General features: G+C 39.2%; 13 protein-coding genes. 2 read left to right on the top strand and 11 right to left on the bottom strand.

The window, feature by feature from the left end; all coding sequences use genetic code 11:
• Positions 1 to 99: 99 nt before the first annotated feature.
• A complete protein-coding gene (locus tag H4J61_RS02075; RefSeq protein ID WP_182183226.1) occupies positions 100 to 1,050 on the bottom strand; it encodes a DUF808 domain-containing protein in 951 nt (316 codons plus the stop codon).
• Positions 1,051 to 1,129: 79 nt separating this feature from the next.
• Positions 1,130 to 1,474 carry a YajD family HNH nuclease gene (locus H4J61_RS02070; RefSeq protein ID WP_182137552.1) on the bottom strand — a complete coding sequence of 115 codons (345 nt, stop codon included), beginning with the start codon at positions 1,472 to 1,474 and terminating at the stop codon, positions 1,130 to 1,132.
• A gap of 222 nt (positions 1,475 to 1,696) precedes the next feature.
• Between H4J61_RS02070 and H4J61_RS02065 the strand changes: the two genes are divergently transcribed.
• Positions 1,697 to 2,227 (top strand): DUF962 domain-containing protein, encoded by a 531-nt coding sequence (locus H4J61_RS02065; protein WP_182137551.1) that lies wholly within the window; start codon positions 1,697 to 1,699, stop codon positions 2,225 to 2,227.
• 470 nt (positions 2,228 to 2,697) lie between these two features.
• The gene (locus H4J61_RS02060) at positions 2,698 to 5,694 is read left to right on the top strand and encodes a bifunctional diguanylate cyclase/phosphodiesterase (protein WP_182183223.1); all 2,997 of its coding nucleotides are present in this window, start codon (positions 2,698 to 2,700) and stop codon (positions 5,692 to 5,694) included.
• 481 nt (positions 5,695 to 6,175) lie between these two features.
• On the opposite strand, the gene H4J61_RS02055 is transcribed toward H4J61_RS02060, so the two are convergent.
• From H4J61_RS02055 to H4J61_RS02015, 9 genes are all read right to left on the bottom strand, one after another.
• Entirely contained in the window at positions 6,176 to 8,155 is a 1,980-nt protein-coding gene (locus tag H4J61_RS02055) for a methyl-accepting chemotaxis protein (RefSeq protein WP_182183221.1), read from the bottom strand.
• A gap of 475 nt (positions 8,156 to 8,630) precedes the next feature.
• A complete protein-coding gene (locus H4J61_RS02050) occupies positions 8,631 to 10,070 on the bottom strand; it encodes a sodium:alanine symporter family protein (RefSeq protein WP_182183218.1) in 1,440 nt (479 codons plus the stop codon).
• Positions 10,071 to 10,206: 136 nt separating this feature from the next.
• Positions 10,207 to 11,103 (bottom strand): cation diffusion facilitator family transporter, encoded by an 897-nt coding sequence (locus H4J61_RS02045; RefSeq protein WP_182137547.1) that lies wholly within the window; start codon positions 11,101 to 11,103, stop codon positions 10,207 to 10,209.
• Between the two features lie 110 nt (positions 11,104 to 11,213).
• Positions 11,214 to 14,471 (bottom strand): efflux RND transporter permease subunit, encoded by a 3,258-nt coding sequence (locus tag H4J61_RS02040; protein ID WP_182183216.1) that lies wholly within the window; start codon positions 14,469 to 14,471, stop codon positions 11,214 to 11,216.
• A 36-nt stretch (positions 14,472 to 14,507) separates the two neighbouring features.
• The gene (locus H4J61_RS02035) at positions 14,508 to 15,896 is read right to left on the bottom strand and encodes an efflux RND transporter periplasmic adaptor subunit (RefSeq protein ID WP_182183295.1); all 1,389 of its coding nucleotides are present in this window, start codon (positions 15,894 to 15,896) and stop codon (positions 14,508 to 14,510) included.
• 317 nt (positions 15,897 to 16,213) lie between these two features.
• Positions 16,214 to 16,549 carry a hypothetical protein gene (locus H4J61_RS02030; RefSeq protein WP_182183213.1) on the bottom strand — a complete coding sequence of 112 codons (336 nt, stop codon included), beginning with the start codon at positions 16,547 to 16,549 and terminating at the stop codon, positions 16,214 to 16,216.
• A gap of 280 nt (positions 16,550 to 16,829) precedes the next feature.
• Positions 16,830 to 18,494: a GGDEF domain-containing protein gene (locus tag H4J61_RS02025; RefSeq protein ID WP_182183211.1), complete on the bottom strand. Its 1,665-nt coding sequence runs from the start codon at positions 18,492 to 18,494 to the stop codon at positions 16,830 to 16,832.
• 692 nt (positions 18,495 to 19,186) lie between these two features.
• The gene (locus H4J61_RS02020; RefSeq protein ID WP_182183208.1) at positions 19,187 to 20,449 is read right to left on the bottom strand and encodes a lipocalin-like domain-containing protein; all 1,263 of its coding nucleotides are present in this window, start codon (positions 20,447 to 20,449) and stop codon (positions 19,187 to 19,189) included.
• Positions 20,446 to 22,860 carry an FtsX-like permease family protein gene (locus tag H4J61_RS02015; RefSeq protein WP_182183205.1) on the bottom strand — a complete coding sequence of 805 codons (2,415 nt, stop codon included), beginning with the start codon at positions 22,858 to 22,860 and terminating at the stop codon, positions 20,446 to 20,448. Before H4J61_RS02015 ends, H4J61_RS02020 begins: the two co-directional genes overlap by 4 nt.
• Position 22,861 lies beyond the last annotated feature (1 nt).

Raw genomic sequence — 22,861 nt, 5'->3', positions numbered from 1 at the left:
AGGGCGAAAGCGACAAAATACAATAGCTAAAATGAAATATTTTGTCGCATTTACGCTATGCAATTGAAAAGCCTATATTAAATTAATATAAACTTAGGTCTACTCTATGGTTAATCGCCTATTTTTCAACCGTGACATTAAGCTAACCACTGCCAATACTATACCACCGGCAATAATCCCTGTGATGCTATTAAGTAAAATCGATAAAATACTTTCAGATAAACTACCAAAATATTGCCCTACCCAAAGTTCAAGGTAATGAAATTGACGACCAAGCCATGAAAAACTATGAACAATAATACCGCCACCAACTAAAAACATCGCAATGGTACCTACCACAGTTAATAGCTTCATTAAAAATGGCGCAAACATCAATAAACCGCGACCCATAGTGCTTTGCAAAGCCTTAAAGTGCCCTGACACCGAGTTTTTCAGCAGATAAAGACCTAAGTCATCTAATTTGACAATACCAGCAACCAGCCCATAAACCCCAACAGTAATCGCTATAGCTAATGTTGAAACAACCAGCACTTGTGTTTGAAACGCCGCTTCTTGTACTGTGCCTAAAGCAATAACCACAATTTCTGCAGAAAGAATAAAATCAGTACGAATAGCGCCTTTTATTTTTTCTTTTTCAAAAGCCGCAATGTCAATATTTTCATCGTTAACGGCGTTAAGTAGTGCTTGCTGTTCATCTGCCAAGGCTTTTTTACTATGAAGAAATTTATGGGAAACCTTTTCAAAACCTTCAAAGCAAAGAAATAAGCCCCCAATCACTAATAACACAGTGATCAGTGGTGGTACAAAAGCACTAATAAACAAAGCAGAAGGCACTAAAATCAATTTATTGAGAAACGAGCCTTTGGCAACAGCCCAAACCACAGGTAACTCTCTATCGGCCTTAACACCCGAAACTTGTTCGGCATTCAGTGCTAAGTCATCGCCGAGAACACCTGCGGTTTTTTTTACCGCTACTTTTGATAAAATAGCCACGTCATCGAGTACCGTTGCAATATCATCAAGTAAGGTTAATAAACTCGAACCTGCCACCTTTAACTCCTTTTATAAATAGCGTTATACCAAAGCTATTAACTCGCTATTAAATTGCTATTACACGTTAGTTAATCAGTTATTTTTTTAACATCGACTTTAAATTTGCAAACGGGTTATAGGTTGCGGTGTCTTGATTGGTATCGCCCGCTTTAATTTCTGTCTGATACTTTGCATGATCGGTATATTTTGCATGCTCATTGTCATGGCAGTAAATACACAGTAACTCCCAATTAGTACCGTCATTGGGGTTGTTCGTGTGATCATGGTCGACATGGTGCACTGTTAACTCTCTGAGATTTGAATATTCAAACGCGCGCGCACAGCGTCCACAAACCCAAGGGTATAATTTCAATGCTCGGTCGCGATAACCTTGCTCTTCGCGTTTATAATTAAGGCTAGAGCCTAATGTATCTGAGGACATAATATTAACTTTTCAGTAAAAAATATCTTTATTGTATGAGTAAGGCAACATAACTGCAATAAGGCAATTAGAATACATTAATCAAGCGCGTTATATGCTTATCTTATTTATCAAATACCTGGTTAAAAACAATAAATCTTGCCACACTCCCCTAGCCTGCTCGCTTTACTTTTAAGCGATAACTTGCCATGATATTTTATAAAATAATAACGCGGAACTGTCATGAAAACAGTCGAAGAACAATTATCAAATTACAAAAGTGTGCACTTGAATAAACGTAATATCCACACTCACTTTATTGGCGTGCCGCTGATTGTTTGGGCGATTACCGTTTTGTTAAGTTTAAATACTTTTACCCTAGTGCTAGCAGAACAAACAGTTACCTACACACCCGCAATAATATTGTTCACTATTGCTATGCTTTACTACTTTACATTACATATAAAATTAGCCATTGGCATGTTGATATATGTCGCTGTAAACCTATACCTTGCTAGTTTAGTCACCGATATGGAAAACGTATTATGGCTAGCCATTATAGTGTTTGTTGTTGGTTGGATTATTCAATTTATTGGCCATATCTTTGAAAAAGCTAAACCGGCTTTCTTAGATGATATGATGGGTTTAGCTATTGGCCCTTTGTTTTTGATGGCCGAAGTTTACTTTATGCTAGGCTGGGAGAAAAAATTGGCCAATAACATCATCCCCAAAGCTATAGAGAAACGTCGTTTAATCGAGCGAGCACAAAAATAATTTAGTCAGTTGCAGCAAACATAAGTCAATACTGTCCTGAAAAGTTCACTAAGTTACAAACACTAAAAGCACTATCAATCACAGTGTCAGCCACTAGCTTAGGCTCGAACTTACAGCAGTGAAACTTTAAGGTAACGGTTTGTACGCTACAATTATAAAACCATGCCATTTTTAAACTGCTCTGAGCGCAGAGTTGGCATTAACGCCAATAACGTTAATAACGTTAATGCCAACTTTACCAACAAGCCTACCATCATAATCAACCACTACTTTATGACACCCTTTTTCTCAATACCTTTTGGCGGTTTTAAAAATCACTTTATTAACATACAGTTGATAACAACCTTGTCATTAACACTAAAGTATAACCGTCAATAATTTAGTATTTGCTATTATTAATAGTAACAACGTGAACCTATAAAAATCTTTATTACTGATCCTTTTATTACTGATCCTTAAAGAGTCAAATCATGCAATCAAATGATTATAACAACAAGCAGGCTAAAGCAGCGCTCGTTAGTATAGAGGCTTTACAAAACGCTATTTTCAACAGTGCCAACTTCTCCAGTATCGCCACCGATGCTAAAGGCGTTATTCAGCTATTTAATGTTGGCGCCAAGCATATGTTGGGCTATAGCGCTGCGGAGGTGATGAATAAACTCACCCCAGCCGATATTTCTGATAAACAAGAGATTATTGTTCGCGCTGAAGGCCTCAGTATTGAATTTAATACTGACATTAGTGCCGGCTTTGAAGCTTTGGTTTACAAGGCTGCACGTAGTATTGAAGATATTTATGAACTGACCTATATCCGCAAAGATGGCAGCCGGTTTCCAGCGATAGTATCCGTGACTGCCTTGCGTGATGCTAAAAAAAATATTATTGGCTACCTGTTAATTGGTACCGATAATACCGCACGTACCCTGGTCAGAGCCGGAGCATTACAGCTTGCTCTTTTCAACAGCATTAATTTCTCCAGTGTCGTCACCGATGCCAAAGGTGTTATTCAAATATTTAATATTGGCGCCGAACATATGTTGGGCTACACGGCTAAAGAGGTAATTAATAAACTCACACCCGCCGATTTCTCTAATAAAAAAGAACTAATCACTCGGGCCCAAGCCCTCAGCGTCGAACTTAACACGCCCATTAGCGCAGGCTTTGAGGCCATGGTTTACAAAGCTAGACACGGTATTGAAGATATTTATGAACTAACCTATGTTTGCAAAGATGGCAGCTACTTGCCGGCAATGGTGTCGGTAACACCATTGCACAGTCCTCATGGTGTGATTATTGGCTATCTATTAATTGCTACCGATAATACCTTGCGTAAAAAAGCTGAATTAGCGCTCATGGAGGCCAAAGTTTTACAGAACGCTATGTTTAAAAGTAAAAATTTCTCCAGTATCGCCACCGATACCAAAGGAATTATTCAGCTATTTAATGCCGGTGCAGAGCATATGTTGGGCTATAGCGCTGCGGAGGTGATGAATAAACTCACCCCAGCCGATATTTCTGATCCACAAGAGCTGATTGTGCGCGCTGAAGGCCTTAGTATCGAATTTAATACTAACATTAGTGCCGGCTTTGAAGCTTTGGTTTACAAAGCGAATCATAGCATTGAAGATATTTATGAACTGACCTATATCCGCAAAGATGGCAGCCGGTTCCCAGCAGAAGTGTCGGTAACGGTATTGCGTGATGCCCAAAATATTATTATTGGCTACCTATTAATTGCTAGCGATAATACCGCACGTAAGAGAGAGGCTGAAGCTCGCCTGCAATTAGCCGCCAGCGTTTTTACCAACGCCAGTGAAGGTATTTTCATTACCGATGCTGCCGGATTGATTATTGACGTTAATAATACCTTTACGACGATAACCGGCTATAGCCGTGACGAAGTTATTGGACAGCACCCAAGTATGCTTCAGTCGGATCAACAAGCGCCTGAGTTTTATGACAATATATGGCGAGTGTTATTGGAAAAAGGTTTTTGGTCTGGTGAAGTATTGAGCCGCCGTAAAAATGGTCAAGTGTACAGTGAAATTCTCAACATGAGTTCAATCAAAAATGCTCATGGCCAAACAAATAACTACGTGGCCTTATTCACGGATATTACCCCAATAAAAGAACACCAAAATCAACTAGAGCATATTGCTCATTACGACATACTGACTAATTTACCCAATCGAGTTTTACTTGCCGACCGATTATCTCAAGCCATGTTACAGTGCAGCCGTCATCAACAGTCACTCGCGGTGGTATTTATAGATTTAGATGGCTTTAAGAGTGTCAATGATGCCCATGGTCATAAAGTGGGTGATGAACTACTAATTGCCCTCTCACTTCGCATGAAAGAGGCATTACGTGAAGGTGATACTTTAGCTCGGTTTGGCGGTGATGAGTTTGTTGCGGTATTAGCTGATTTATCCAAAGTTGCAGACTGTGATCCGGTATTACAACGGCTGTTATTGGCTGCGTCTAAGCCGATTACCATTAATAACATTGTATTAAAAGTCTCAGCCAGTATTGGCGTTACCATCTACCCACAAGACAGTGCTGACACCGACCAACTGATGCGCCATGCCGACCAAGCCATGTATGTCGCTAAAGAATCAGGTAAGAATCGTTATCACTTATTTGATACCGCTCAAGATGACGCCATTAAATTACAACAAGACAATCTTGAAGCCATTCGCCACGCATTAGACCACCATCAATTTGTGCTCCATTATCAGCCTAAAGTTAATATGAGAACAGGTTTAGTGACCGGTGTTGAAGCACTTATTCGCTGGCAGCACCCAACACTAGGCTTATTAAATCCTATTGATTTTTTGCCATTTATTGAGAATAACCCCATGAGTATTGAGATGGGTGAATGGGTTATTGATACCGCACTGACACAAATTAGCGCATGGCAAAAAATGGGCCTTAATCGCCCACTAAAAACTAGCGTAAATATTGCTGCCGTACAATTGCAGCAGCCTGATTTCACCCATAAACTAAAAAAACTACTGGCCGCCCACCCCAATATAGCACCCCATTATTTAGAGCTAGAAGTGCTGGAAACCATTGCTCTAGATGACGTATATCACGTCTCAGCCACCATGAATAAATGTATCGCGTTAGGTGTAAGCTTTACCTTAGATGATTTTGGCACCGGCTACTCGTCTTTAACTTACCTGAGACGACTGCCCGCAGACTTGATCAAGATAGATCAGAGCTTTATCCGAGACATGTTAATTGACCTTGATGATTTAGCCATTGTTGAAGGCGTAATAGCGTTAGCTAAATCATTCAAACGTCAGGTAATTGCCGAGGGTGTTGAAACAATTGAACATGGCACTGCGTTACTGCAACTAGGTTGCGACTTAGCACAAGGTTATGGCATTGCCAAACCTATGCCCGCTAGCGACATTCCCGCCTGGATCAATAACTGGCAGCCTGATGCGAGTTGGCAAATATAAGAATCTAAATATAATAAACTCACTATAAATACTGTGAAGTGAGTTTAATGAGTTTGATGAGTTTAGATAATCATGCCACTTTACTTTTAAAAGGCAACCAAGCGCACTAAGTAACCCCCGACATTTAAAATTTCAGTTCAAATGTCGGTTCAAATGTCGGTTCAAATGTTAGTAAATAAAACGTGTCACAGACTGATGTTTTTATATAAATTTATTTTAAATAAAGCTTTTCAGCAGCTTTTTACTTATAAAAAATTCTAACTTATCAATAGACAGTGACTGGCAACACTAACAGGGCGAGAAACTACCATGAGTTTATTTTCTTTACTGCTGCCCACAACAGTACCTGCCTATTACCAACCTCATTCTCAAGCTATCTACTAAGTTTATTGCTAAGTAACGAGTTAAACTTAATAAATAAGCTATCTTTTTATTTTCAACAAGCCGTTAGATAAATTTATTCATATTAACAGCAGTAAATTTAAATATGAAAACGATTAGCTAAATCTTGCATTCTGGTGGCTAAGTAAGCTTGTTCTTTTGCTGTTGTCGCTATTTGTGTCGCTCCTGCAGAAGTTTCTGAAGATTTCAGTTCTATATTAATAATATTTTGCGCAACATCTTGTGTCACAACTGATTGCTCTTCAATCGCAGTAGCCACTTGTTCTGTCATAGCAAAAATATGACTAATCGTAGAGGTTATTTCTTGCAAGCTATGCTCGACATTTTTTGAATTCTCTACCGCAACACTCGCCTTTTGTTGGCTATTTTCGATAACTTGATGGGCAGCATTTACATCAGCTTGTAATGAACCAATAAAGCTCTCAATTTCTAAGGTGGATTGATGTGTACGTTTAGCTAGCGTTCGCACTTCATCAGCAACCACAGCAAATCCTCGCCCTTGCTCTCCGGCCCTGGCGGCCTCAATAGCAGCATTAAGTGCTAATAAATTAGTCTGGTCAGCAACTGATTTAATTACGTCAACAACCTTAGTTATATTGCCACTACTTGCATGTAAGCTGTTAATTCTTTGCGCTAATCTGTCAATTTCTTGCGAAAGCTCTTCAATTGAGTGATAGGAAAGCTGCACAACATCAAGACCACTTTTTGCTTGGCTATCAGCCTCTCTGGCTGAATCTGCGGTAGCTTGGGTATTACCAGCAACCTCTTTTACCGTTGCTGACAATTCTTCTACGGCAGTAGCAATAGCAACAATGCCCTCTTGTTGTTCCGCTAATGTAATAGCATTATGTTCACAAGTAACTGAGGTTTCTTCCGCTGCTGCAGATAGCGTTAAGCTAGCGCTAAAAATTTCATTAATGGTATTCGAGAATTGCTCCAAAGTAAGGTTTAATGCTATTGAAATTTGCCCTAGCTCACTCTTACCTTGTAATTTTGTTCGTACCGTTAAATCACTTTCGTTTCTAACCAGTCTCATGACTTGAGTCAATTCATTTACCCGTGAAGTTAAATCCTTAATTGACACAAGGGTGATCACAATAACTAAAATCAGTAAAGCTATGGTTACAGCAATGCTTACAGCTAAAGTATTAAACGCGGTGGCCTGTGCATTTTTAACAAATAAAAGTAAGTTGTCAGCTATTTGCTGACCACTCTTTTGAAACTGACCGATTCTTAATGTCGCTTGTTGAAACCAATACAGCGGGTCGACACCAAAACCTGATGTTTTACTTTCAGCTATGGCGCGCAGTTTTATCACTTCTTTTATGGCTGGGTGAGCCATCTGCTCTTGGTAATAACTGATATTTTCAGCACTAGTGAAAGCTAAAAAATTAGCCATAAAAATTTTTTGTTCCGTCACTAAAGCAACAAATTTAACAAATGTACCATCGCTAAATTCATCACGAGCAAAGGTGCTACTAAGTAAAGCACGCTCAATTCCAGCACGCTCTTTACCCTGAAGAAAGTTGTAATAGGCAATGCTATGCTCTGTTATTTTTGCATTGATGCTGAGATCGGCAATGATGTAAGAAACCGAGAGTAGCTTGGTATTGAGTCCTGTGTAGTAAGCAATCGCTTTGCTACTGTCTATAGCTAAGTCACTCACTTGCGAGCGTATAAGGTTTAATTTTTCTAACTCAGCAGCAATCTCTTGATTTAACTTCACAATTGACACTTGCTTAAAGTCATTAAGCTTTAAAAAGTCATCACGCGAAGTTAATTTCTCATCGGTGGCGATGCGTTGTTTATTCAACCTAGTGACAAAGGTTTTTCCTTTAGAGCCTAAAAAGCCAGCAGTAGTGCCACGCTCTTTTTGTAACTCATGAACTAATTCACTATAACTAATCGATAATTGAGTCAATTCAGTGAGGTTTTTCATCTCGTTATTAACAATATAACTTTGTTTAATCGTTAAAATACTCAACCACAAAAAGCCAATAAGTGGTAAGGCCAATACTATAAAGATTTTATTTTTAAATGAAATATCAGAAAACGTCATTACTTATCCTTTGATAAGAGTAATTAAAAAAGCAAAGTTAGGCTAACAATCTAATCGTTAATTTTCTTAGCTAAATACCCGCTCTACTTCAAGCTGCAAATTGGTGCGAGTTGAGAAAGGCTTAGCTAAACAGATTCATCGTTTCAGACTGAGCCTAAGTAAATACATCCGTGTAGACAGAGTATGGATTTAAGACAACATCTTAGATGGTGAGGCTAGAGCAAACTATCACGCAGTTGCCCTAATAACACCGTTCAATATGGCTATATCATCAAAATCCACAACGCAGTAAAAACACTTTATCAGCTTACCTGTAGGGGGGTTACAAGTTTACAGCTGATATTTTACTAAAATTCAAGGTACTCACTTAAGTATTAATCATACCATAATTTATTTTGGTATATTTTTTGGCACAATAAAAGCTTTATAAATACTTAACATCAAGATTTTAGAAAAATGTGGCTATAAATTCAAGTTATTTATGCCAAATACCTGGCTCAACTTTACCTTGAAATTCAATATCGGCTTGTTTAAATTCCATATCTGCATCGCTAACATTTTCAAGCTGACGTTTAGCATTATAGTCTTTTGTTAGGGCCACTATCGTCGGCGTAAGTTGTACAATAGCGATAACGTTAACTAAAGTCATTAAGCCTAACGCGACATCAGCCATACTCCACACTTGAATTAAACTGGCACTTGAGCCCCAAAAAACCATCGCCAAATACATTGCCGTGTAGATTGTGCGTCCAACTTTATTATCCAGTTTGAAAAAATGTAAGTTACTTTCGGCATAGGCATAATTTGCGACCACCGAAGTAAAAGCAAATAAGCTAATCGCTGCCGAAACAAAATAAACCCCGTTCGCGCCTAAATGATGGGTAATAGCACTTTGGGTTAAACGAATACCTTCCATTTCACCACTAATGTTAATATCAGCAAGTAAAATAATAAACGCGGTGCAGGTACACAACACCATAGTGTCTAAAAACACCCCTAACATTTGCACGTAGCCTTGGGTAACAGGATGATTAGGCACAGGTCTTGCGCTCGCGGCGGCATGCGGCACACTACCTGCACCGGCTTCGTTGGAATATAATCCACGCTGAATACCATTTTTAATCGCAGCACCTAACATGCCAGCGCCAGCTTCTTGTAAGCCAAAAGCGGAAGTAATAATATCGTATAGCATCGCTGGTACGGCACTCAGGTTCATTAAGGTGATGGTTAGCGCCACCAAAATAAAAGCAATGCCCATAAAAGGCACAATTAACTCGGCAAAGCGTGCAATACGCTTTAAACCACCCAGCACAATCGCACCGGCAAGTAGCGTAATTAATGCCCCCGAGTACATTGTAGGAATATTAAAAGCATGATTTAACGAGTCGGCAATGGTATTAGCTTGCATCGCACTGAAACTAAAGCCGTAACCTAAAAACAAACATAGTGAGAACAAAATGGCCAACCAACGTTGGTTAAGACCTTTTTGGATGTAATAAGCGGGGCCTCCTCGATATTCTTTATGGTCGTCTTTGACTTTATAGAGCTGGCCTAAAATGCTTTCGGCAAAACCTGTTGCCATACCCAATAAGGCAATAACCCACATCCAAAATATTGCGCCACTCCCCCCAAGTGATATAGCGACCGCCACGCCAGCCAAATTACCGGTACCTACCCGTGCCGACAAACCGATAAATAACGCTTGTAGCGAACTTATGCCTGAGCTGTCTGTCGAGCTTTTATCATTTTTAGCACTGTTTTTTAAAACAGAAAACATATGACGAAAATTGAGAATTTGAACAAACTTTAGCTTATAAGAAAACCAAAAACCTGCGAATAACAAAACATAAATGAGAACTTGCCCTTCACCCCATAAAACATTATTTATGCTCGAGACAATTTGTTCGAAATTCATTGTTGCTGATCCTTGTTGACATTGCAGTGAGTTGTTGTAACTGGACAATAAATCTTACTTTAGCAAATTTTAAAGTTAATTATTAGTATGTTATGAAGTTTTAAAGGGAATAATTACCACTAAGATAAAATACCCTTCAATAACAACTAGGCACTAACGTTTGGCCAGATGGGTTAACTTCGATTGTTGAGTGTTTAATGCCATATTTATCTAATAACATGGTTTTAATTTCAGTTAAATCTATATGGTCAATATTCGTTGCAGGTTGTAATTTACATTCTAAAAACAACTTATGTTCATCGAGTTGCCAAACATGAATATCTAGCGCGGCATTCACCGCTACGTTTAACTCAATATCTGCTTTAAGTTCACTTATGTCAAACGCTTCAGGCACCGCTTGCATTAATATCTTTATGCTTTGAAGTGCAAGTAATCCGCCGTGATAAAGTACGTATATTGAAATTAAAACAGTCGCTATCACATCAACAAAATACCACTGATAAAATATGATCAAAACCCCGGCAATAATCACTGCAACCGACGCCAAGGCATCAGACACATTATGAATAAAAGCTGCGCGTAAATTCATGCTACTTTTTGCCCCTGACATATAAGTTAATACTGCGGTGGCAATATCGATAACCAAAGCAATACCTGCGATATAAATCACTATCCAGCCATTAATTTCTGTTGGATTAAAATATTTACTGACTGCTTCATAAATAAGATAAAGGCCAACAATAATCAGCGTAATACTATTGATCAAAGTACCAATAATTTCAGCTCTTTGATAACCAAAAGTCATATTTTCATCCGCTTTCTTAGCCGATACTTTACGCGCAAAAATCGCAATAACAATCGCGCCTGCATCACTTAAATTATGCAAGGCGTCGGCAATTAACGATAAGCTGCCCGAGAGTACACCACCCATGATCTGCACTATGGTTAATAAAACATTAATCAATACGGCAAAGGTCAATTTACCGTTGTCCTTATGTGATTGAGAATGTGAATGTGAATGTGAGTGAGACATTTTTACCTCTTAAATATTTATCTGTAACAATAAAATAATAGCGTGATAAAGAGGATTATCACGCTATAAAAAACAGACATTTTATACCATAGCGATTAAACCCGATAAAACTAGTGTGTTAACTGCGCTATTTTTTCCTTTGAAAACCAGGAAAACAGCACAGGTAAAACAAATAACGTCAGCAATGTCGCGGTCACTAGCCCGCCAACAATAACACTCGCTAAAGGTCGCTGTATTTCAGCGCCTACGCCGTTTGACATTAGCATAGGAATTAAACCTAAAGCTGAAGTTATCGCGGTCATCAACACTGGGCGTAACCGTGAGGTAGCGCCTTCAAATACCGCTTTTGATACCACCAAGCCTGCTTTAATACGTTGATTGATACTTTCTACCATCACCACACCATTGAGCACAGCGACACCAAACAAGGTAATAAAGCCGACAGAGCTGGGTACTGATAAATATTGTCCTGAAAAATACAGTGAGAACACACCACCAATAACCGCTAAGGGCACAGTCACTAAAATCAATAGTGCTTGGCCGCTTGAGCCAAAAGCAAAATAGAGTAATAGTGCGATTAAACCTAACGACACAGGTAAAACAATAGCGAGCCTAGCTTGTGCCCGTTGTTGGTTTTCAAATTGACCACCAATAACGACAGAGTAACCCGCAGGTAAATCAACACTAGCGGCAATAGCCGCACGAATATCTGTCACTACACTGCCCATATCTCGACCTTGTACATTGGCTTGAATAACAACGCGGCGTTGTACATCATCACGACGCACTTGCGGCGGGCCTGATGCTAGCGAAATATCAGCAATATCACCTAAACGCACCCAAGCGCCAGTAGGTGACTGTAAACGTAAATCAGCGATAACATCACGGTTGTTACGACTTTTCTCCTGTAAGCGGACATAAATATCGTAACGTTCATTGCCATTAATGACCTGCCCTGCGGTAGTGCCGCCAATACCATTTTTAACTAAGTCCATCACATCAGCAACAGAAAAGCCAAAACGAGAAAGTTGCTGCCTATCGGGTTTAATGACTAATTGCGCTTCACCAACAATTTGCTCCATAGCAACATCGCGCGCACCCTCTACCGCTTTAATTGCCGTTTCTATCTCTTGCCCTTTCGAGGCGAGAACATCTAAATCAGGCCCAAAGAGCTTAACGGCCAATTGTGCTTTTACGCCAGACAGTAATTCATCAACACGGGTCGCGATAGGCTGAGAGAAATTCAGTAACAAACCCGGAAATTGTTCTAACTTAAGGGCCATTAGGCGCTGTAATTCATCACGATTGGTAGCGCTGGTCCATTCATTAACCGGCTTTAAGCCAATATAAATTTCAATGTTATTTACCGGCTCTGGATCGCCGCCAATTTCAGCACGTCCCATGCGACTTAACGCGTATTCAACTTCAGGAAAAGTCAGTAGCATTTTTTCTAATATTGGGGCAACTTGCAACGCGGTAGCTAAGCTTGAAGACGGTGCTAAGGTCACTCTTAAATTAATCGTGCCCTCTTCTAACTCAGGCACAAACTCTGTGCCTATTTGTGGTACTAAGGTGATAGCACTGAGTAATAAAAGCACTGATGAGCTAATAACAACTTTGGTGTGTTTCATGGCAAGCGCTAAAGCTTGACGATACCAACGCTCTAGTGGTCGTAAAATAATACTTTCACGTATTTTAACGTCTTTTTTAAACAGATAAGTAGCTAGGGCAGGAACGACAATTAAAGCAACAAAAATAGCAGAAACCACGGCTAAAATAATACTAATGGCCATAGGTTGAAATAATTTAGCTTCTACACCTTCAAAGCTAAATAACGGCATAAATACCACTAGGATTATGGTGGCGGCAAAAAATATCGGCCGAGCAACCTCTTTGCCGGCTTGTGTTAATCTCAAAGGAATAGCATTGCGCTTATCTGCCAAAGCATCTGGGCCGCTGTCAGTTATTATTCTGTCATTGTCTGCTATATCAATAGACTCACTATTTATAGACAAGGCACCCTTTTCATTACCAAGAGTGGCGGCACTTAGCTGTGCTTCATCTGCTCGGTTAAGATGTCTAAACATGTTTTCAACCATCACTACTGAGCCATCAACCAACATGCCCATCGCTACGACTATGCCACCCAGTGACATTAAGTTCGCCGATAAACCTAAATATGACATGATCATTAAGGTCATTGCGATTGAAATAGGAATAGAGATTAATACTAAGAAGGTTGCCCTTAAATTCATCAAAAATAAGGCCAGCACAAGCGCAATAAAAATAAACGCCAAAATAAGTGAGTCAACCACGGTATTAACCGCTTTTACAATTAAGTCAGATTGATCGTAAAAAGCTTCAAAGCGCACCCCTTTTGGTAGTGCTTGCTCAATTAAGGGTAACCGGGCATTTATGCCATCAATGGTTGATTTTGTATTAGCCCCCATACGCTTAAGCACAATGCCCGAAACCACTTCACCTAATACTTCAATATCGCCATTTTCTGCTCGGCGAGTCATAGTGGCCGCACCTTGGCGAATTTCACTACCCAGTTCAACGCTAGCAACATCAGCCACGGTAATAACCGTACCATCAACGATTTTAACCGGCACTTGCTCAATATCAGTTATACCCGCTGCGCCACCACTAAACCAACCCGTGCCACGAACCACTAACTGCTCTTGGCCTCGGTTCATGTACCAACCGCCAACATTGCTATTGTTATTACCTAAGGCGCTAACAATATCGCTTTGGCTAAGCTCATAAGAGAGTAATTTACTAGGTTCAATATTAACTTGGTATTGACGAACATTGCCGCCAAATGACAAAACATCAGTAACACCATCAACCGGCATCAGTAATAATTTAACTACCCAGTCATTTAAGCTGCGCAGCGCCATTGCGTCATAACCAGCGTCTTTATCGGCAATAAGTAAGTATTGAAATACTTGCCCTAACCCTGAAGTATTGGGGCCCATTTCTGGCGTACCCACACCTTTGGGGATCAGTTCTTTCGCTGCTTGTAAGCGCTCAAAAACCAATTGACGGGCAAAGTAAATATCGGTACCCGCTTTAAAAACTACCGTCACTCCTGATAAACCGGTTTTAGAAATTGACCGCACTTGCTCAACATCAGGCATGGCGTACATTACCGCTTCAATAGGATAAGTAATGAGTTGTTCAACTTCCTCTGCGGCTAGGCCCGGCGCTTCGGTATTTACCGCCACTTGTACGTTAGTTACATCCGGAAAAGCATCCAAATTTAACTGCGGAATAATAAACACTGAGCCAATCAGGGTTGCTACTAACATCAAAATCACCCATAGGCGATTGTTGACAGAAAAATCAATTATTTTATTAAACATAGTTTCTATTCCTTGGTTCTTCGCTAATGCTAGGCTTTAATGGTTATGCGGGTCAAAGCCGCCTTTGGCGATTTCAGAGGCAACAAAAAACGCGCCTTGAGTAACAATGCGTGTGTTTGGCGCAAGGCCAATTATTTCTCGATATTCGCCTAACGAACGACCTAAGGTTATTTCTACTGCGGTAAACTCTCCGGGGTGATCTTCAACAAATACCGTCCAATCACCATCGCTTGAGCGCATCAATGCCGACTCAGGTACGGCCATCACTTTTGTGTCAGTTTTAAAACTAAAATTTACATTAACAAACATACCTGGATGAAGACGATCCTGGTCATTTTTAACCACTAAACGTACGATGCGGGTGCGGGTTTTTGGGTCTATGGTGTGCGCTTCTTGAATAACAGTGGCGACAAAAAATTGCTTGGCCATTTCAATCACAGCTTGCGTACCTTTGGGTAAGTTTAATTGCTTATTGGGCGAAACCCGTGCTTCAACCCAGAGCTCACTTTCGTCTGCTAACACCATAATGGCGTCGCCTGCAGACACCCGTTGCCCCTGATAAAAATCATCACTTAATACCGCACCAGCCCGCTGTGCAATCAAGGTGTATTCGCCAAGTTCTTCTAAATGATTATTTGACGAGTTGTTTTTAACCACATAGGCAATAGCCTGCTCTGTTAAACCAAAGGCTTTCAAACGACTGTACGCCGAAATATAATCAGTTTCGGCCGCTAATAATTGGCTTTCACTAACGCTCGCTTTACCCAGCTTTTTATTTCTTTGCCAGTCATTATAAGCAACACGGTATTTCGCTTGTGCTTCTACAACAGACTCACTAAATAATGTGACTAGCGCATCGCCTTTTTCCACATGCTGCCCTAACGTGGCGTGGCGAGAAACCACCACAGATTCAGTGCGCGGTGAAACAATATAGCTTTTATAGCCATTAGCTTTAATCTCACCCGGCGCATACACATGATTGGTAAACACCTTTGCGGATACCTCGGCAACTTCAATACCCGCAATCGCCATTTTTTCAGGGCTTAAGCTGACACTTTCTTTATGGGATGCTGCTGCAGATTCATTACCTTTTAAAGCGTTTTCTATCAGATCTTGGCTAGAGTTTGATTTAGCGCTTTGTACAGAACCTATAAGCGTTTGTGCTTCATTGCCATGTTGGTGTGAATGTTTTTCAGCCTTATCTTCATGTCTTGAGCTGACTTCATCTGCAGCATGCTCTTTTTGCTTGAGGGGGTGACTGACTTGCTGTTCATCTTCTGTATGGTGTCTTGTTATTGATTGCGAGGTTGTTATTGATTTCGAGCTTGGTATTGCTGTGGGTGCAATGTTAACGGCTAACGCTGAAGCACTAAACACCACAAGCAAGACTAAAACCAATAGTAGCTTCGCATTAAACAAGCCCATTAATACTCGTGGAGAAATAGCGATATGTGCTAAAAAGCTGATATTTGAAGATCGAAAAAATAGTGCTGCCATAGTGAGGCTGCTGATATAAAACTTATGCATGTTGATACTCTTAATTTTCTTTTTAAGATTAATAAATCGAAACTATCCGAGCAGTTAGCTGAACTTATCATTCAACAATAGCCGCAGATATTAATAGCGTAAAGACAAGAAATCCTGTTGAATTCGCTGAAAAAAAACACTATGCCGATTTATAAACCAGATACTTAAACCAGCAAAAAATGCTCGTTTAAGTGCTTATAAATTTAAGGTAAGTTTTAAACTATTGGAGGGCGGTGTTCTGGTGTGATCCAAAACGATAATAATGCTATTTTTCTGGTCAAAATATTATCATTAGATTTATGGATGACGCTTGATACTGAATCACTAGCAATGTAAACACCTGTCGGTGCATGACAATGGCAGCAATGATGACAATCGAATGGGTCCTGCTCAGCATTATTAGTCGCTGTTAATGCACCTTCTTGATGTGACTGATGTGACGAGTCTACGCTGCGATGGGAAATATTTTGAGCGCCGTCTGTTTCCTGATGACTACGGTGTGAATCAAAGGCAGCAGCAATTGTTTGACCGGCAAACAATAGTGCAAACATTATAATTAACAAGCGATTGAACACAGGCAAAGCTCTCTTAAAAACGAACTGGCAGTGTAAGTTAATTGCTGACAGGCTTCAACCGTAAAGTTTTTCTCTGAGTGAAATTGCCTTAACTCACAAGTTTAGCCAGTAAATTTAAATTAAGCAGAGAGTATGATTATCAAGCAAGGTGATTATGCTCAGAAACAACATTGAACATCTAGGTCCATTAGTAAAAAGCCAAGTGTAAATTATTAGAGCCGATTATTAGAGCCTTTAGTTGGCTGTACTTAAGCAATTAAACTTCAACAACTCTATTTCGACCTAGGTCTTTTGTCTTATTAAGCGCACTATCTAAGTTATGATAAATTGATTCAAAATCAGTAATAGATTTTTCAATGTAGGTAATGGAAAAACTTGCTGTAACCCTTATCTCTTTTGCATCATTTAATAACATAGGATTGTTTTCAAAACTACTGAGGATACGTTCAACAATAATTTGCGCAGATACTTTTTCTAAATCCTTTAAACAAACGACAAATTCCTCGCCACTAATTCTGCCAAATAAATCTTGCTGTCGAATATTATCTTTAGTTAATTTGACAATATGTCTCAGTGCTTTATCACCAATAACATGTGAATATTTATCATTAATGGCTTTAAAATTATCTAGGTCAAAAAGGATAATAGCGTGTATATCATTGTTCTTGGTGTTTTTTAGGTTCGCTATTTGTTCAAAAATAGCGCGTCTATTGTAAATACGGGTTAATTCATCAGTTTCTAACAATATTTTTTGTTTGTTTTTTTCACGCCATATAAATAAGCCGATAGCGAGTAGAACAAATATTAATAAACTGGATAGAACTAAAGTGATTTTTGATTGCTCTACTTTTGCTGAAACTAAACTCAGTTCCAGTGTCACTATGTCTTGTTGTAATTCGGCAATGTCTAGAATAGGAACCGAGTTTTGTTGATTAATCAAAGCTTGCTGATTAATATTAATGTAACTTTCAAAGTGTTTTTGTGATGCTTCAGCCTGATTTTGAGTAATATAATATTTGGTCAAAAACTCATACAAATAACGCAGGTTTGATGGGTTTGTTTGCTTAATTAATGCTGCTTTCTTTGCGATAAAGCTATTAACGCATTGAGTTCGATTATTTTCTACACAGGCTATCGCTTTATACAATAGCATTTTATTGTTTGATTGCGACTTTTGAATCCTACTTTGATGGGGCTCAAATTCATCAATAAGCACCAACATTAGAGCAAACTTTTTTTCCATGTAGGCAATTTTTATTTTCAAAATCAATAGTAAAACGTTGTAACTTTCAGTGTCTACGAAAAGCTCGGCTCCTGATTCAAATTTTCTAAAATATCGCTTACCTTCTTCAATTTCACCTGCATCTAATAATTCAGTCGCAATAAAATAATAAGTCCAATGTATATCGAAATCATCCTTGATATAAGACAAGTGTTTTTTGAATTCGTTCGCGGCAAGCGTAAACTGACCCAAAGATGAATATATTTCAGCTATGCTCAGGTATATATTAGCTACAAAAGGGTTATCGCCTTTACTTACCTCCCGCAGCCTAACAAAGGCTTTAATTTTCTCAACTGCGGTCATTTCAGCGCAATACTGAAGCTCAGCCATATCTAAGTACTTTAAAAACTCTGGTGACGCACTGGTCACCAACAGCCGATTCTTATGCAAAAAATCGCAGGCTTTTGTTGGTGAATATTGATAATAAAAGTCTGTTAAATCATAAATAGCGAAGGATAAAATATTCTTATTTACTTCGCTACTAGGCAAAAGCGTTATTTTTTTTAAGTATCTTAAATAATCCTCACTAAACCCATACTTACAGCCAATAACAGTCGCTTTTTGCCAGAGTAATTTTGAGCGTGCTTGAGTCGATAGATTAGGCGAGTTTGTTAAAAACCATTCAACTTGATCACTCAACACCTTGTCCACTGGACAAACATAATTATGTGATGGTTGAATACTATTCAAGGTAAGGTTCAAATCATTGGCGAATGCCGAATTAATTACAGATAAAAAACAAAAATATATCACAGGAAATATAAAAAATTTATTAGCCACTATCTTAAAGATATTCAAAATCCGTTATTCCTTTAATGCTTAATATATAAATTAAAAATGTAATTGCTATATAGAGCGAGTTTTCAAACTACTCGTAAGCCGCTCTAAAGGTTAATTTTGAGCAAACCAACGACCTTAGTCATAAATATTAGGCTGAAATTTTTTCGTACAGGTGTTTATTTATACTGGATTTTGCAAAAAACCAACTGAAAACCAACTGAAAACCAACTGAAAACCGAGTAAATAAGACACCTAAATATCTATTAAATTAACACATTTTTTAATTTAATAGATATAATTAACAAAAGCATAGGTGAAGTTATTTCGTATCATAAAACAGGCCATTTTGTTGCATTAGTGAACCTGTTTTGGAACTCAACTACATCCGTTAATCTATAATCTTAAACATTATACGTGGTCCATAAGGAAAATTAAAAATTATTGCTATTACTTTGAATTATTTCTATATTTACACAATAAGTCACATATTTACACAATAAGTCGCACATTTACACAGTAAGTTACATATTTATAATTAACTAAAAACCAATTTAATTCACATAGCCAGTCATTTCTAAAAAGCCACTGCCTTGATGACTCCCCGAAAATGACACCATACCTTCAAAATACTCAATACCAAAGCGCATAATTTGTTTATTGTTAATCACGCTAACCTCAATATCGATATCGTCATGGGCAATGACAATTGAAAAGTGCTCAGGATAGGATGAACTGTCACCTGATGATTGCGACTTGGTATTCGCTTTGATCCTAGTCAAGCTGATATCGCTTGATGATAATGTTTTAATTGTGCCATCGCGCCGCATAATACTGCCATAAAGGTAATCTTTAATGTCTGAACGAATTCGGTAAACCATTAGCGCCGTATTTTCATTTAAGCGTAGTGAAAACCAGTCCCAACCTTGTTGATCTTCTGCCAACATTTGTGAACCCCACTCACGATCAAACCAAGCATTACCTGTTACTTTTTGCCATTTATTTTGCCAAAACACTTCGCCACTGACGTTAATAAAAGGTTGTGAATAATAATAACTGGCGATCGCTAAGCTATGATGTTTTTGGCTAAAGCCATTTTCGCCTTGTAGGAAATACGGTGTTTTTCCTATCAGCGCTTCATCAAGGCTTAAATTCAAATTTACCTGCCAGCCTTGTGCTTGCTCAGCTGTCGCTACAACAGTTGGCTCGACAGCTGGCTCGACAGCTGGCTCGACAACAATTGCCTTATCACTCATTGGCGGCTGAGCCGTTAATTTATTGGCAAGTGGCTGTTGCTTTAATGAACTGGCTAACGGTTGCTCAGTATTAGCACTCATAACATTGCCATAGCGTAAATTAGCCGGTAATAACCCTTGTGTTGATTGCCACTGCCAATTATCAATTGCCGCCTTAAAAGGCTGTGTTGTAATTTCCACATTACCCAACTCTTCGCGTCCGCTGCGAAAAGCCGATTGATGCTGGTTTGCATCCGCTAATGCAGCATGAGCAAAGTACCAATGCTTGTCTTCTACTGCTCGACGAAATAAGGTCCACTGCGCGGCCAATTCCTCACCACTTTCGGTGGTTAAATTAGCCGTTAAATACCACCACTCTTGTTGAAAATTTTTATGTGGAGCTTGTGCTTGCTCAAATGTAATGACATGGTCTTTAATCGGTTGCTCAAAATCGCCAAGCGTATCACTAAGCCCTTTCAAAGCTGAGCGTTTTGCTGGCTTTTCATCACTACAGGCCGCAAGCAGAAAAAAACTAAGCAGTGTTGGCAGAAAAAATTTACTCAATACCGGACGGTTTATCATGACAAACTAGCTCTAACGTTAAGTTTATATAATGGCAGAGCCAATGCAGGGATCAGCATCAAGATACCGAGTACACTACTCACCACAAATGGCCCTATTTCAAAAACCAAGGGCATTGACCAACCAAAAGAGGCTGGTAAAATCAAGCTCACCAGCGCATTTGCCAAGGCGGTAGCAACAGGCCAACTTAACAAAATAGCACCAAAAGCTAACAGCAACCATTGCCATAGCATATGGCTAAAAAGCTCGAACTGGCTGTAGCCTAAACTGCTTAAAATATGTAAGTCGGGTTTGCGGGCTAACTCCAAACTATTCGCTGATAAAAACAAACCTAAACAAGCAATAGAAAGTAATACAAAAGCAATAGCTTGTGTTAAAGCAAAGCTTTGCTCAAACACAGCTAGCGCCAGTTTTTTGATTTGCTCTGGTTGATACATTTGGCTGTTGTCTATGCCGACATCATCAATAAGCGCTTCTTTAATAACATTGGCATCTAAGGTTAAAAACAGTCCAAAGCCTGTTTCTTGCCACGCTGATAATTCATCAATGTTGAGTTTTGATGGTATTTTTATGGCAAAAGCTTGATTACCATAATCGTAATAAATAGCTTGAACACGACAAGATAAACTTTGTTGACCTTGTTTTATTTCAATGATCTCTTGTACTCTAATCAAACGTTTGTAGGCTAGTTGTTCATTAATATAACAGCTTCTTTCTGTGCTATTAAGGGAAGCCAGCTGACCTGATTTCAGTGACAAGCTTTGTTGCTGCTTTTTCGAGCTCAGGCGATGGACCTCAACAGTGTCTGCTTGGTACTTTGCCACCGTGCTGGTAAATAAAACATATTCTTCAACACCGTTTTGTTTTTGCAACCATTGGCTTAATGGCTGTTTTTGCTCTGCGTTGTAACGCACGAACAAGTCGGCATTAAGTAACTGATTTAAATAAGACACAAAGGCACTTTGAAAACTATTCACCATTAAAGCGGCGGCAATACTGGCGGTTAAGGCTAAATAAAAAGCGGCAATGGGCAGATAACGTCTACCCACTTGCTGACTGGCATCTTGAAAAATAAACTTTAAGCGAAAAGATCGGCTGATTAATGCCAATGTTTGCAGAAAAAACTTCAACAAATTAGGCAATATCGCGACACTGGCGAGTAACAGCAAGCCGTATTTAAACATCAAATGATGCCAGTTATTATCGGGCCAAAAAACAAATAAAACTAAGAGAATAGCAGCGACTATGGCTGTGGTTTTAAAACTAAAATGTTGTTGGGATAGCCGTGCAGAGAAGGCGATTTTTGCTGAGCCAATCAGTCTAAATTGTTTCAGTAACGCCGCCATAACAGCAATTGACGATATCGCAAAGGCCCATAAACTGTATTGCCATTGCCATTGAAATTGGCCGCTAACTTGTAATTGATAAAGTTGCTCTAGCGTCAAGCCCAATAATGGCAATATAAAAGACACTAAAACAAAGGCAATAGCCATACCGAGTATACTCGCCAATAATGTTAACGATAAGGCCTCACAGAGCATAACTTTCATAATGGTGTTTAATTCAATACCCAGCAACCGCAATTGCGTGGCAAGCTCACGCCTTTTGGTCCAAGCCTGATTCGCTGCCTGAAAAGCAATAAAAAGGCTAACAATAAAACCCAAAATGGCTAATGCCGATAAATTAAGATGTAAGGCGTCGGCAAAGCCTTCACGTTCTGTAATGGACCAGGTTTCTTGAATAGACAGGTAAGGAGGTAACGCCGCTTTAAGCCGTGAAATTTCGCTGACTGACATCTCACTTACCATCAAATGGCTAAAGCCTTTAATGTCTGGAAATAGCTGCCACGCGAGTGCAATATCAAGCAAAGCAACATTGCCCCAATCTGCAACATTATTGATATTCACCGCTATCGTGTCATGGTTGTTGACAGTTAACGACACTGGCACACTATTTTTAATAGTCAAACCAAGCGAGTCTGCATAGCCTTGTTCAATATTGACAGCTTTACTGGTGTAGCTTGCTGGCATGGTAAGTACTAACGGCAAAATATCTATCGCTCGAAAAGCTATTTTCTCGCCATTAGCTAAAATTTTACTGAAAACATGGGTCGCATTGAGTTGATAAAAGCCTTGTGCTCTTAACTGAGTATAATCACTTATTGAAATAGTTTCCCCCGACGCCGGTACAATATGAAAAGCAACAGGCGACTTTAAACGACTATTGGCAGATTGATACTGCTGCTCACTTGCGTCATTTAGCACCAAAATACTCAATAAGGTGCTGGTTGCTATTGCTAAGCTAAAGATAAAACCAAGGTTGAGTAAAGGCTTATTAATATATTCGCCAATGTGGGCTTTTAGCACTAAAAGAAATTCAGAGTGTACTTTTTTTACGTTAGAACTAACCATC

Origin of the sequence: Colwellia sp. MB3u-4 (genome assembly GCF_014077065.1) — a bacterium.
Lineage (GTDB): Bacteria > Pseudomonadota > Gammaproteobacteria > Enterobacterales > Alteromonadaceae > Cognaticolwellia.
Note: the sequence above shows the minus strand (reverse complement) of the source record. Positions and strands in the feature narration are given on the sequence as shown.